The following is a 13,650-nucleotide window of genomic DNA, read 5'->3' as shown; positions in this document are numbered from 1 at the left end:
TTTAGGTATTCTTAATTCGCTTGCTTTGTGGGACAAAAATGCTGAAATCACAAAGCAATGGTGAGGGCATCAATATGAATAAGTAGTAAAGAAACGTTTATCTATAAGTATTTGAGGGAGCGGGCTGACACAAGGTCAGCCCCTACAACGCACTGTACTTTAGGTAGATTATTTTCATGCGAAAATACCTGCGTGTTATTTCAACAAACCCATCATTTCCGTGTTTTTCTCTTCTTCAGCAATTTGTCGTGCGGTTTTGTCTTCGCCATTTTTTTTGTTTAGATTCACCTTTGCCACAATCAAAAGCTGCACGATTTCGGCGTTGTTATTGTGCACGGCTATGTGAATGGGGTAACTGCCGGCGCTGTCGGGAACGTTTATATCGGCTCCGGCAGCGATTAGTCTTTTGACTACAGCGGCGTCTTCATTTTTTACGGCAATTACCACTGGGGAGCCTTCTAGCACTACGGACATGTTGACATCTACTTTCGGAAGTAAGTACTCTATCGCATCCATGTTGCCATCACTTACTGCGCGAACGAATGCGTTGTCATAGTCGTGCTGGTTCTGCAAATTTTCATAGCCACGTGGTGCGAAAGAGCATGAGGTGGCGATTAGTGCCAGAATAATACATAACGTGCGCATGATGTCTCCTATAAAAATGAATCGCGTTTGTACACGTCTTTATCCCAAACGCCTTTGACTTTAACAGACTGGTCAGATTCGTAGATAATGCCATGACCGTGTTTTTTGTCGTCTTTAAACTTGCCAACGTACTTTTCGCCATTGGCCCACATGAACGTCCCATGGCCACTTTTTTGGTCGTCTTTGAATTTACCTTCGAACTTATCACCATTGGCCCACATGAATGTTCCTGGACCGTTTCGTTGGTCATCTTTAAATTTGCCTACATAAATATCACCATTGGCCCACATATAGGTCCCTTGGCCATTTTTTTGGTCATCGCGAAATTGGCCTTCATATTTGTCGCCTTCGGCGGTGGTTAGTGTACCTTCGCCATTTTTACGACCGTCTTTAAAGTCACCTATGTACTTATTGCCTCCCGCCCAAGTGAGCGTTCCATGACCGTTCATGCCATTGTCTCTAAATTCGCCTTCGTAGATATTGCCATTGGGCCAGATAAATGTGCCTTTACCTACTTTTTGTCCGTCTTTGAATTCACCTATGTAACGCTCACCTTTGTGAGTAAAGGTTCCATAACCAGTTCTCTCACCGTTGTAAAAACTTCCTACATACTCATCACCGTTGGGCCATAGATACATTCCTTGGCCCACGATATTCGCGTTGCGAAATTCACCTGTATATTTTTCGCCGCTATTCCATACAAATGTTCCGTGCCCGGTGCGTTCACCGTCGTGAAACTCACCGCTGTACTTCTCGCCGTTGGCAAACAATAAGGTGCCGTGACCTGAGATCGTGTCGTTGGTGAATTGCCCGGTGTATTTATCACCTATCTTTTTGGCATCACCGTTTCCCCAAACGTATGTCCCCCAACCGTGCCTTTGGTTGTCTTTCCATTCACCAACGTATTCCGATCCGCATGCCCAAGTCATACGCCCGCGACCATTTTTCTTGCCGTTTTTTACTTCACCTTCGTACTTGTCGCCGTTGATCCATACAAACGAGCCTTGTCCATGAGGTACACCATCGTACCATTCGCCTTCGTAGACTAAGTTTTTTCTCTTGTATAGAAACTGTAATTTACCGCCGTAGAAAAATTCGCATTTACCGCGGGCAATGGGTTTTCCTTCTTTTAGTTGTCCCTCATATAGCGCTTTGCATACCGCGTTTCCTTCCCAAAAAGAAGTGTCTTGCAGCCACGTCTTTAAATGCTCTTTCTCGAACAAATCACAGCTGTGTTCGGCTTTTTTTTGTTGTTCGTCAGCGTCTAGTTCGCGGAGCTTTAGAGTTAGTTCTTCGTTTTCTTTTTGTTTTTCGGCCAATTGTGATTTGAGCTTCGCTTCTGCTTTGCTTAACGCTTCGTTTTCTTGTTGTAATTTGGCGACGGCTTTATTGAGCTGGTTTTCCTGACGCTGGAACTGGCGATGTTTGACAATACCTTTGATGCGTGTTTGGATTTGCTTGGTACTTTTCGCGTACAATTTTCCCACGTAAGGAATGTGATGTAGACCGAAAAGTAATTGTTCGCGATCATCGGGAAGATTTTTGATCTGTTGCCCGATGTAGTCGTCGTAGCATTTTATGCATTTATTGAGTATTTTCGACATGTAGATGCTGGCACAACGTTTTCCTGGGTCGGGATTCAAACATTTGTTAATGAGTTCTGTTAGTAGTTTCTTTACCTCTTGTGGTGCCCCAGGAAATGCAGGGTAGATACGCGCAGTTCGTTTTAAATCTTGCAATTTATAAACGAAATTGGGGGTATCATAGAACTCATCTACTAAAGAAAAATCATGGGGGATACGTCCGTGGAAAATTTCATAGAGAATAACACCTACGCTAAAAATATCTGCCGAAAAATCAGCGTTATGTGAAGATTGCAGCGATTCAGGGGCAATGTAATAGTAGGTTCCCATCACCTCCCCTTGAGTGGTCAAAGTAAGAGAAAAATCATCTTTGGCCAATCCAAAATCGAGAATAGTAATATGATCATCATCTCCCACCATCGTGTTTTCAGGTTTCAAATCGCGATGTACGATTTCCATAGAACGCATTTCCTCAAGGGCAGAGGCGTAGTTTGCGGCGATGGCGAGTTTGCGTGAAAATGGCAGAACCACATCATTTTCATTTTCTAAAAGTTGTTGCAGTGTTCCCCCTTGAATGTAATTCTGGATGATGAATTTACGGCCAGCAATTTCAAGCTCTTCCAAGACATGAACAAGGTGTTTGGCTTTGTGTTCAAAAGCGCGTTTTCCCAAACGTGCTTCTTCGGAAAAGCGCTGTGCAGATCCTGATTGCAAGACTTTTACAACTACTTTACCTTTTGTTTCTTGGTCTTCGGCAAGATAAACTTTCCCCATAGCTCCCTGGGCAATAAATTTTTCCACTTTGTAGCGTTTGGCCAACACGAGTAGATTGTTGCACTTTAGACACCATGTGGCATGTTCGGGATTTTTTGCTTTGCATTTATTGTTATAACACACGATGTTCATAGATTTTTCCTAACAGGCAAAACAGGTTTAGTCATAGCGTCGAGACGCATATTGTAGCAAATTTGCGACATTTCGCGTAAAAATTTTTATTGTAAAAATTATGTGGATAGTGCACACTGAATACTAGGTGCGCAAAGATTACGTTCTCGGTCCTATACCGTTTCCTAAAGCTTTGCTTCATTCATCGGAAACGGGATCAGAGTCGGGCTCGATATTGAGTGGGTACAATATTTTACTTTTTTCCAACTTCACTGCGATTATTTACGTATACTTAAATAACCACTCTTTGTAAAACGATCTCAATAGAAATCAAAGAAACGCTTAGCTGACATACAGATTGATGGTTAGGGGTTTCCCTAATTTCACGGCATAGCGATTAAGGTAGGAGAAATTTATGCAAAAAATATATATAGTTTTGTTGGTAGTGTTTTCGACTATATTGTTTGCGAAGGAACCAATAACTGATATTAATCTTGTGTCTAAGAAAGTGCAAGAAATAAGAGACTATGCAATTGCCCGTACTGTGGGAATTCGCATTATTATTGGTGACCGTCAAGGATATGGATCGGGGGCCTTGGTATCTTCAGATGGGCTTATCATTACGTGTGCCCACGTTGTGGAACCTGGAGATTCTCTTGTTGTTGTCACTTCTGATGGACGTGAATACCCGGCGCAAAAATTAGGATTAAACTCCGTCAACGACTACGCGTTAATCAAAATCAAAGGTAAAGATTTTCCCTATTTTGAATACGGAAACTCTGACCAACTAGACATGCTTGAATGGGTTGTCGCTCTCGGACATCCTGGTGGTCCGTACTTCGATGATCAGCCAGCAGTTGCTTGTGGTCGAATCCGTGGCTTTCACAAGAAACTCCCTATCCAAATGGGCGTAAAATTTTACGATGATGCGATTCAAACAGATGTTCCTATTTTTGCGGGAAACTCTGGTGGACCACTGATTGATCTCGACGGAAAACTCATAGGCATCAACGGTGCTATTATGCTGGTAAACGAACTCGCTTTTTCCGTTCCCATCAACGAAATTGTCACCGATCTAGAAACAATGACCGCTGGACGCAATGTAAAAGGACGTTCACCGGGAAATATATTCGACGTCTTCATGGAAATGCAGGAAGATTTATCTCCTGACGATATGATGAAGGCTTTTGACAAAAGCCCCATTGGCAAACTATTCAAAATGTTTAGCGGTACACAACAAATGCCCAAGAAAAAACCAAACCTTGGTATTGTTGTGCGCGAAGTAGAACCAGCAGGTCTACAAGTTACCCATGTAGAAGTAAACAAACTTGGTTCTCTTGCCGGTTTACGCACCGGAGATGTCATCACTCGCGCAAACGGAATCCCCCTACAACTACGCGACGATCTAAAAAGTATTGTTGCCTCAGCCCCGCGCACTGGAAAAGTGTTTTTGACATTAAAGCGCGACGGACAAAAAATACGCATACCAGTCTTCATTTCTTCACAGTCTTATTCACGCGACAACTATTTCCGTCGTCATTTCGTGTACAAAGGCTTAGAACTCATGGAAACCACCGTAAAAATTCGCAAAGGGCGCAAAGTATATGGTTACGGTGTGGTTATTTCGGAAGACGGATGGATTCTAACCGCAAATCACATACTCAACAAAGTAAAAGGTGCTGTTGATGTACAAATGCAAGATGGTACACGTCGTACGCACATTGGTGTTATTCGCGGACGCAATGGTGTCTTGGACGTAGCGCTGATCAAAATAAGCGCCGGAAAACCGCTTAAGGCAATGAAAATAGGTGACGACAAAAATGTACATATCGGCGAATGGTTAGTTTCTGGTGGAACAGCCGAAGGAATCATCAACGCCGGAATGCTCAGTGCAAAAAACAGACAAGTTTCTCACAATCGCCGTGTACCAACATTGGGCCTTTTCGGCATGTTTGGCCAACCCAATAAAAGTCCAGTACGTGCATACGACAGAGTATTTCAACACGATACCAATCTTGAAAAGAAACAATTTGGAACACCTCTTGTCAACATGAAAGGTGAACTGATTGGTCTAAACGTCGCGTATTTTTATCGTGGTACCGCTTTCGCAATCCCTATTTCATCGATTATGAAAGTATTGCCTGATTTAAAGTCTGGTAAAGTCGTTGCCGTTTCAAATCAATACAAGCCTCGTATTCCGAAAGAAGACGGCCTTAGCAAAGTATTGCGTCGCTTTTTAGGCAATGGTGAAGAGGAAGAGAAAAGCGATCCTTTAGATGATCTTCTTAAAGATATATTTGGTGGTGGTAGCAAAGAAAAGAAATCATCATCTTCAAAGGGATTCATTGGTGTACAGGTGGAAAACCATCCTCAAGGAGCCAAAGTGGCTTATGTTGTTCCTAGAAAACCTGCGCAAACAGCAGGCGTAAGAGCGGGAGACATCATTACAGACCTTGGTGGTAGTCCTGTAAAAGATGTGGAAAGTTTACTGAAGGCCGTGGGAAAATTTAAACCGGAAAGTAAAACAACCATTACCGTCATACGCGGCAACAATGAGTTCAGTCTACCGATTACGATTGGAAGTCGCTAAAAAAACATGTTCAGGGCGAACGTTCGCCCTGAAACCTATTTTTTACAAATATAAGTAAAAGCTGGTGGAACGTTTGCCCAAACAATAGAAGATTTTTTCACTTCAGAAAAGCTATGTTTTAGAAGCTGATAGAATTTTTTGCCACGAGGTAATGAAGTTCCATGTATGTATGCGAAAGAAACAAATATACCGCCGGGTTTTAAAACCTCTACTGCCGCATGCAAAATCTTTTTTTGTAAATCTTCAGGAAAAGCCGCCCAAGGAAGACCGGAAACAATACAGTCACACTGCATAACATTGTGTTTTGCCAGATACTCCTTCACATTACAAGCATCGTCGTTGTAGATAACAACTTCAGGGCAACGCTTTTTGGTTATTTCAAAGAGTTTGGGGTTAATTTCAAGAGCAATAAAAGTGGCTTCTGGAGTCTTTGTGTTGTGAATTTCTTCGGTGAACACTCCGGTGCCCACACCAAACTCAACAATTGAAGTTGCTTGTGCAACCCCCGCACTTTTTACCATTAGCCTGCCAAGTTTTTTAGAACTAGGTGCTACGGCTCCCGTATGCATGGGGTTTTTAAAAAAAGCTTTTAAAAAATCAACGGTACTCACAGAAGCTCCTTTCTTTACTAATAAATTTACATAGGACGTTTTTTAAGATACGTCGCTACATTTTTCAACGATCTTACCCACCAAACCATATTCTTTGGCTTCTGTTGCTGATAACCAAAAATCACGATCACAATCTTCGGTAATCTGATCGACATCTTTACCTGTTTCTCGAGCTATAATCGAGTTATAGCGTTCACGCAATTTGATAATTTCGTTAGCATTAATCTCAATATCTGATGCGGTTCCAAATAGTTGTGTCGATGGTTGATGCAACAAAAAGCGAGAGTTCGGTAGTGAAAAGCGTTTATCTTTTTCTGCCGCCATGTAGATAAGAACAGCAGCACTTGCACATATCCCAGAGCAAATCATGTGAATAGGAGGTGTGACAAAACGCAAAATATCATAAATAGCAAAGCCAGAATCCGCTGAGCCACCAGGTGAATTTACATACACGGTTATAGGCGCATCTTTATCATCTTCTTGCATCAGCAAACATTGAGCCGTTACTGCTCTAGCGAGTTTATCAGTAATTTCTTCGGAGATCATGATAACTCTAGCTTTAATCAAACGCCCAACTAAAGCATCTCCATCTTTTTTTTCTTTTTCTTCTTGGCTCATATTAGTTTCCTTATTTTCTAGGTTTATCACTAGCAGGCCTGATACCTGCGGATACAAATATATTTGGTACACAGAATATTAGTATGTTTACTACCTGTAGTCAAATAAATTCCCAATGTCGTCGTTATTTTTCATTGGGTTACTTTTCGTATTCAAGTACAATCTCCATCCCCATTTTCACTTGCAAGCTTTGCGCAGCATTTCCTAAATTTTGCGCAATCTCCAACAAGGTGCTACTATTGATGAGAGCTAAATGTTTTTTATATTCGCAATCACTGTAGCTGGTAACAATTTCATTTAACGACAACTGATTCAGAGTAATTTTTACTTTATGGCGATTGGCAACTAATTGATCGATAATCTCTTCGGAAATATTCGTGGTGATGTTACCAAAATGATCAACATCGATAACGCGTCCGTAAATACGACAAAGATCGGTATCCACTTTTACCGGAGGCAATGAAAATTGATGAATTTGATCATAGGGGACTTCTGGTCCTAACAGTGCAGGATCTAAGCCGCTGGCAAGATGCCCTGCCACCGGTGCAAAAATATCGCGTCCGTGAAATGTATTCGATACTTCCGATAAAAAGTACTCTTCATTGGTCACTTCGCGAATTACATCGATATTCTCGGAATCGAGTGACGATAACACGCCGTTGTCAGGTGCCAAAAACTGTTGCTCGCTTGACTGCACATACAAAATACGCCTGTTTGACCCAACGCCAGGATCGACAACAATAACATGCAAGGTGTCTTTTGGATAGTAAGGAATAATAGACGAGATCGTCAAATCCGCTTTACGAATGTCTTGTGGTGGAATGCTATGCGATATGTCAACTAGCTTTGCTTGCGGCGAGATGCTTAAAATAACTCCCTTCATCACCCCTACAAAACTATCACTTAAACCAAAATCGGTAGTTAAAGTTACAATCATGAATGTTTGTCCCAAAAGATGTATTGCAAAAAGCGTTCACAGAACGAAATTGCGGGATAAAAAGTATTTTGCGATGTTTATTTCATTATATTATCAATTGCAAAGTTTGACAACGATAATTAGCTTTGTAAAATCGACTTGTTTTTCTCGAACACTACCAGTAAAATAGCTGCAATGGTTCATCAAGTCATGGGGGCACGCTTATGAAAAAAATTGTTTGCATGTGCGGTAAAAAAATTCGCGTTTATGAAAAAACCCTGGGAAAAAATGGAAAATGCCCGCGGTGTAACAGGGTCATTACGATTTCAGCAAATATTTGGAAAAATTCTCCTGAAGTTCATGAAATAAACGACTACTCTGTTATTCGCGAAATCAGCCGTGGCCACATAGGTATCGTTTATGAAGTGATTGATAAAGAAGAAAAAAGATTTGCGATAAAAATTGCCTATTCACGTGACGAAAATGAGATGCTCGAACGCGAGTACAATTTACTCAAAGATATCTCACACAAAAATATTGTTTGTTATCACAAAATCGCCAAGTACAAAGAGCGCCTATTTGTGGTGATGGATTTTATCGATGGTAAGTCATTACAGGATATTTTACTAGGACTCCCCGGACAACTTCCCGTCATTATTTGCTTACAAATTGCACAAACACTAGCGAAAACTCTAGGCTACTTACACGCGAAAAAAATTATACACTGTAATATCAAACCATCCAATGTACTATTCACCAGTAACTATGATCTCGTAGTAATTAATTTTTCTATCGCGCATACGGCAAACAGCGATTTATTAATTCCCACAGAATTTGGTAGTAGTCCACGTTATAGTGCTCCCGAACAAAGGCTACACCGAAAAGTTCAGCCACAAAACGACATTTACTCCATCGGTTGTGTGTTGTTTGAACTTTTAACGGGGGAGTCCGTGGTGCAGGACGAAGATTTGCTCAAAAGTCAGCATATTTTTTACTCATCTCCGCACGCGATCAATGCAAGCATTCCTCAAGAAATTAACACTATTTGTCGTAAGGCAATCCACCAAGATCAAGAAAAACGTTACTCTAGTACCACACCATTAGTGTACGATATTGAAAGTTACATAGGTAACTCTTGTGACCCTCTCAGTTTACAGCTGCAAAAGTTTTTCAATGAATTCACCTTCGAAGAACCCATCCAATCCTTAAATCCCCAGGTAACCGTGGAGAATGAATTCGCACATTTTCGCATACTACAATATTTTCATCGCGATCATTACGGTGTGGTATATAAGGCCTTAGATACGCACAACAATAAGATCATCACCTTAAAAGTTCTTCTAAACGCAGATGACACAAAAAATAAAGAGTTTCGCGATACATTCCACGAGATCAAGAAGCAACGCCATCCACATATAGCAAAAATTACCTCCTACGGAGTGAGCCCACAAAAATACTATTCTACGGAATACTTATGGGGACAACCCTTAACCAAATTAATTGGCACCACAAAATATCGCAAATTGGCAAAAATATTTTATAAAATCGCCACAACATTGCATTTCATGCACGAGACTACGGTACACGGAGGTTTACACCCACAAAGTATTCTCATCACCGATGACCTTTCGCCGAAAATCATTGACTTTGGCTTAAGTTCTTTTTATTCACCACAACGTTTTCTACAAGACAGTATGCTGTGCTATACTTCCCCGCAACTACTCGAAGAACAAGTAGTAACGCAACATGACGACATCTATGCCTTTGGGGCAATTCTCTACCATCTTCTAACAAAACGTCCTCCCTTCGAAGGTGAAGACAGCACTGTAATGCGACAAATTCGAACTACCGCCGCCGTTCCGCTGTGTCAAATTAATCCAGATATTCCCAATGAGTTAGAATATATTTGCTTAAAATGCCTGCACAAAAATCCAGAAGAACGCTATGCCACGGCGGAGCTTGTCGCTCTAGACTTACAAAAATTTATGGAAAACAAACCTTTATACAATGAACCACAACGTAAAATTCCCATTGCGCGTGTAGGAGTGGCGGCGCTATTTTTACTTTTAACGGTGATCCTGGCAGTAAACCATTGGCGCAATGCACAGAAAATCAATACACTACAGCAACAACTCACCGCTAATATATATGAAAAAGCCCATACTCTTTATCAGCAAAAAAAATGGCAACAAGCACAAATTTTGGCAAAGAAAATTGCAGATATTGATAATGGAAAGTATAAAAGTGCAGCACAACATATCATGCAAAAGTCTCACATGAATCAACAATTGCAGTGGCGCATTCCGCATAATTTTCAGCAGATTAAGTTTAGTTTAAAGGGAAATGTACTTGGTGCGATGAAGGGCGAAGAATGTTTTATTATAGATTCACAAACGGGAACGATCTTACAACGGCACACCTTTGCAAAACAAATTCTCCATATTACATTTGCAGTAAACGATGAAGTAATTATCTTTCTCGCAGATAATACCTGCCAAATTTGGAACTACAAAAACAAAAATATATACAAAAAAACGCGTAATTTTCCACGTATATTGGATTGCGAAGGAAAAATATTGGCCTATGCGAAAGAACAACAATTGTGCTTATTTGATCTACATAATTGGAAAGAAATCGTCTGCTGGGACACGACATCATCGCATCTAAAAATGAGTCCTCATGGCAAATACATCGCCTTTAACGATAAAAACCATGTAGAAATATGGAATGTTGCGGAACAAGTACAATTGTATTCAGACAACAACAGTACTTGCCTTGCGCTGTCCAACCAGTTGTTCGCATTGTACAACAAAGAATATGTATCTCTTTACAACCTAGAAACACAAGAACAACTACAGCACATTTACATAAACGATTTAGTCGCGGCGAAAATCTCTCCTGACAGTAAACATTTGATGCTAATTACACGCAATACCATCAAAGTATACAATATTACATGTCGGTTAGTGGAATATCAATTCGCAAACGCCAAGGAATGTGCTTACCACCCTACCAAAAACGCGTGGGTTGCCGTGGGAAAAGATTGCAGTTATATTCACCATGAATATTCATTAACACTCACTACCGAAAAAATAGCGTTAACAAAAAGTACACCAACAAATACAATCAGAGAATTTCACCCGCACATGAAATTTTATGAGAAAGCTCCACAGAAAAATTTGGCGATTGCGATAGAGCATAATATCGCATTTTTGTGGAATACTATAGAGAATAAGGTTCTATTTAGTGTACCTATTTTCGTAGATGATATTCATATTGAAAAATGTGGTTGGTTATCAGAAACGCAGTTTGTTATGGAAACCCATACGAAAAACATTTGTGTAAATTTACATGAAATTCAAAAGCACAAAAAACAATGAGCAAACAAATTTACTGAATCAAGAATGTATTAAAATAGACATTGCTAATACGACCATTTACTTTTTCAAACATTATTTCGTTAAATTTATTTTTGATTTCCTCTTTCAACAATTTCTTATTATCATAGCCATCGATCGTTGCAATCGTTTTACTCGACAAAATCATTAGCATTACATCTGTAAGCAGTACTTGTTTCGTTTCTAAAAACGCCGCCGTTTGCGACAGATCTTCACTGTAGTATTCGATAGAAATACCAACTTTGAGATATCTCTTTCCTCCTGAACCACTTAAATTGGCGATAAGAGACGGCATGTTAAATAAGGTCTTATCTTGGGCAACGTCTTGTTGTTGCTGTTCTTTTTGCTCTGATGTGGGAATAAAAACCGCCACAAAAATATATGCAAACAAAAAAGTTCCCATCACACCAAAACCTAAAAGAACTTTGGGATTTTTTAATAATTTCTTCATTTCTAGCCCTCTGAATTAATAATCTTGGTGATACGCACGCCGAAACGATTTTCAATGGTAACAATTTCACCTTTGGCAATTAATTTGTCATTCACCAGCAAATCGATAGGTTCGTCAAGTTCTCTTTGAAGGTGTATCAAAGAACCAGGAGCCAAGACCAAAACATCTTCAATGTTCATATAAATATGGCCTAGCTCCGCAGTAACAGTGACAGGAATATTTTTTACAAAGTCTATTCCCAAATGATTATTTGCATCATTATCTTGTATTTCGATATTTGGCGCATTGATGGGAGAAACCTCTACATTCTCTTGCACCGTTTTTTGTGTTGCTGGCGCGGGGTGCTTTAATGGAGATGCCGGGTTTTCTGTTGTTGACTTAGCATCACTTGTTTCGTCGTTAGGTGTTGTCATATTGATCTCCTTCTTTGTCAATTAAAAAAACCCAACGGTGCTTGTAATTACCTATTTTTCCAGTAAACTTCGGAGTATCCTCAACATGCAATAACGCGGAGTAATTAGGTGGTCGATCTAACTTAATAACATCGCCTGGAGACAAATTAATTAACTCATCGTATGTAAGGTGCGCATTGCCAATTCTTACCGAAACGCGCATCGGAACTTTTTGTAGATGCTGTTGTAGTTCCTGATTGATGACGCGATTTTCTATCTTTTTATTTACCTTACTTTTTTCTAAATAGGTAATGGCGTCCATTGCTGAGATACACAATAATATTTCACCTTCAGGCAGAGCGCCTCCTATTTTAAATGCCAAAATCAATACATCGTTTTTATCTGAGAGGATAGAAACTAAAAGAGGGTTCGTCTCATGCTTGCGAACTACCCATGACAATTCTCCAATGTCTTTGAGTGACTTTTGAATTTCCGCCAATATCAAAGTGTTTAACCGTGCAACAAGACCTATTTCAATAGAAGTAAACTTAACTTCTTGCGTAGAAGAAGCGTCATCTGCTCCCAAAAGACGTTCAATAATAGCCGACATAGTAAACGTATTGTGTACCAACAAAGAAAAATTTTGAAATGTAGGCTCTTTTAAAATTTGAATAGAACAATGTGGTGGTAGGCCTGTAATAAATTCTTTGTACGATGGTGTGGAAACCCCTTTCCATTCTATCTCTACTTCCATATGCAAATATTGCTTGATGAACATTTGAATTTTCTGAGCACACAAATCGCCTATTTGATGTAGCAAATCAAGATATTGACGCGACAATTGCGCTGAATCGGGTATATATCTTTCTACGCGAGAGGCATCCATATGATTAGCATCCATATTAAAACTCTTCAAAAGAAATTTCGACCATTTGTTTATCAGAAGATAGACCTGTTTTCGCCATGGGGCGCATCTGCTCCATTTTGATATCGTATTTGTACAAATATTTGGTAATTGCCAGCGCTCTACGAAAGGCAAGTTTGAGGTTCTCTTCCGGAGAGGAATACTCTTGGTGTGAATAACCAATAATGTTAATCATTTCCTTCGTTTGCATTTTTTTCACTAAACTTTGCAAAATATTTTTTTGTTGTTTTGTTAATACGGCACTTTTTTTTGCAAACTTAGGAAGAAAAATTTTTGTGGAAAACCCTCGTTCAAATTGCTTTATGCGTGTACCTGTAATTGTCGGCAGTGGTGATAATTCTTTGTTCTCTTCCTCTTCTTCATTTTGTTTTCCGGGAAAAGGAGGAAATTTTGGCTTTTCCGAACTTAGATTTACCGGTTTATCCCCGGAGGTGGTAATGCCTGGTAATCCCATAGAATCTATAGCGACGTTAAAGGCGTCTATTCTTTCTTTTACAACGCCCAACTGACGTTTATCGGCATAGCTGTACAACAAAATGAAAAATGTCAGTACAATAGTCATCATATCGGCGAATGACGTCATATATGCGGGTACTGGTACTTTTTCAAAACTTTTGTTTTTTGCCATTTTATTCC

Annotated in this window: 11 protein-coding genes; 2 read left to right on the top strand and 9 right to left on the bottom strand. The window is 40.0% G+C overall.

The genetic code is table 11. The features are described from left to right. Window positions 1–195 precede the first annotated feature (195 nt). Together UABAM_RS16745 and UABAM_RS16740 are read right to left on the bottom strand one after the other, a co-directional pair. A complete protein-coding gene (locus UABAM_RS16745) occupies window positions 196–645 on the bottom strand; it encodes an ankyrin repeat domain-containing protein (protein WP_151969157.1) in 450 nt (149 codons plus the stop codon). A gap of 8 nt (window positions 646–653) precedes the next feature. Beyond that, entirely contained in the window at window positions 654–3,134 is a 2,481-nt protein-coding gene (locus UABAM_RS16740; RefSeq protein ID WP_151969156.1) for a protein kinase domain-containing protein, read from the bottom strand. Window positions 3,135–3,528: 394 nt separating this feature from the next. Between UABAM_RS16740 and UABAM_RS16735 the strand changes: the two genes are divergently transcribed. Then, the gene (locus UABAM_RS16735) at window positions 3,529–5,703 is read left to right on the top strand and encodes a S1C family serine protease (RefSeq protein ID WP_151969155.1); all 2,175 of its coding nucleotides are present in this window, start codon (window positions 3,529–3,531) and stop codon (window positions 5,701–5,703) included. A gap of 35 nt (window positions 5,704–5,738) precedes the next feature. Here the strand turns inward: UABAM_RS16735 and UABAM_RS16730 are convergent, their stop codons facing one another. The 3 genes from UABAM_RS16730 to UABAM_RS16720 form a co-directional block, all read right to left on the bottom strand. After that, a complete protein-coding gene (locus UABAM_RS16730) occupies window positions 5,739–6,314 on the bottom strand; it encodes a class I SAM-dependent methyltransferase (protein ID WP_151969154.1) in 576 nt (191 codons plus the stop codon). Window positions 6,315–6,356: 42 nt separating this feature from the next. Continuing rightward, window positions 6,357–6,932, bottom strand: a complete 576-nt coding sequence (locus tag UABAM_RS16725) for a ClpP family protease (protein WP_151969153.1) — start codon at window positions 6,930–6,932, stop codon at window positions 6,357–6,359. A gap of 139 nt (window positions 6,933–7,071) precedes the next feature. Then, entirely contained in the window at window positions 7,072–7,869 is a 798-nt protein-coding gene (locus UABAM_RS16720; RefSeq protein ID WP_151969152.1) for an SAM hydrolase/SAM-dependent halogenase family protein, read from the bottom strand. A 203-nt stretch (window positions 7,870–8,072) separates the two neighbouring features. Here UABAM_RS16720 and UABAM_RS16715 point away from each other — a divergent pair, with 203 nt between their 5' ends. Further along, window positions 8,073–11,228, top strand: coding sequence for a serine/threonine protein kinase (locus tag UABAM_RS16715; RefSeq protein WP_151969151.1), 3,156 nt, complete (start codon window positions 8,073–8,075; stop codon window positions 11,226–11,228). Window positions 11,229–11,238: 10 nt separating this feature from the next. Here UABAM_RS16715 and UABAM_RS16710 read toward each other — a convergent pair whose 3' ends face one another. From UABAM_RS16710 to UABAM_RS16695, 4 genes are read right to left on the bottom strand one after another with little or no spacing between them, the layout of a single operon-like run. Further along, complete coding sequence (locus tag UABAM_RS16710; RefSeq protein WP_151969150.1) at window positions 11,239–11,697, bottom strand: flagellar basal body-associated FliL family protein; 459 nt, start codon at window positions 11,695–11,697, stop codon at window positions 11,239–11,241. Between the two features lie 2 nt (window positions 11,698–11,699). Next, window positions 11,700–12,110: a flagellar motor switch protein FliN gene (gene fliN, locus UABAM_RS16705; RefSeq protein WP_151969149.1), complete on the bottom strand. Its 411-nt coding sequence runs from the start codon at window positions 12,108–12,110 to the stop codon at window positions 11,700–11,702. Next, a complete protein-coding gene (locus UABAM_RS16700; RefSeq protein WP_151969148.1) occupies window positions 12,097–12,990 on the bottom strand; it encodes a FliM/FliN family flagellar motor switch protein in 894 nt (297 codons plus the stop codon). Before UABAM_RS16700 ends, fliN begins: the two co-directional genes overlap by 14 nt. Before the next feature lies 1 nt (window position 12,991). Next, the gene (locus UABAM_RS16695; RefSeq protein ID WP_152022020.1) at window positions 12,992–13,642 is read right to left on the bottom strand and encodes an OmpA family protein; all 651 of its coding nucleotides are present in this window, start codon (window positions 13,640–13,642) and stop codon (window positions 12,992–12,994) included. Window positions 13,643–13,650: the final 8 nt, after the last annotated feature.

This window comes from Candidatus Uabimicrobium amorphum (assembly GCF_009002475.1).
In the GTDB taxonomy this organism is placed as follows: domain Bacteria; phylum Planctomycetota; class Uabimicrobiia; order Uabimicrobiales; family Uabimicrobiaceae; genus Uabimicrobium; species Uabimicrobium amorphum.
This window is presented reverse-complemented; position numbering and strand designations above follow the sequence as displayed.

Coding starts and splice junctions, on each gene's coding strand:
- UABAM_RS16745 (WP_151969157.1), bottom strand. CDS start 645: ATGCGCACGTTATGTATTATTCTGGCACTAATCGCCACCTCATGCTCT.
- UABAM_RS16740 (WP_151969156.1), bottom strand. CDS start 3,134: ATGAACATCGTGTGTTATAACAATAAATGCAAAGCAAAAAATCCCGAA.
- UABAM_RS16735 (WP_151969155.1), top strand. CDS start 3,529: ATGCAAAAAATATATATAGTTTTGTTGGTAGTGTTTTCGACTATATTG.
- UABAM_RS16725 (WP_151969153.1), bottom strand. CDS start 6,932: ATGAGCCAAGAAGAAAAAGAAAAAAAAGATGGAGATGCTTTAGTTGGG.
- UABAM_RS16720 (WP_151969152.1), bottom strand. CDS start 7,869: ATGATTGTAACTTTAACTACCGATTTTGGTTTAAGTGATAGTTTTGTA.
- UABAM_RS16715 (WP_151969151.1), top strand. CDS start 8,073: ATGAAAAAAATTGTTTGCATGTGCGGTAAAAAAATTCGCGTTTATGAA.
- UABAM_RS16710 (WP_151969150.1), bottom strand. CDS start 11,697: ATGAAGAAATTATTAAAAAATCCCAAAGTTCTTTTAGGTTTTGGTGTG.
- fliN (WP_151969149.1), bottom strand. CDS start 12,110: ATGACAACACCTAACGACGAAACAAGTGATGCTAAGTCAACAACAGAA.
- UABAM_RS16700 (WP_151969148.1), bottom strand. CDS start 12,990: ATGGATGCTAATCATATGGATGCCTCTCGCGTAGAAAGATATATACCC.
- UABAM_RS16695 (WP_152022020.1), bottom strand. CDS start 13,642: ATGGCAAAAAACAAAAGTTTTGAAAAAGTACCAGTACCCGCATATATG.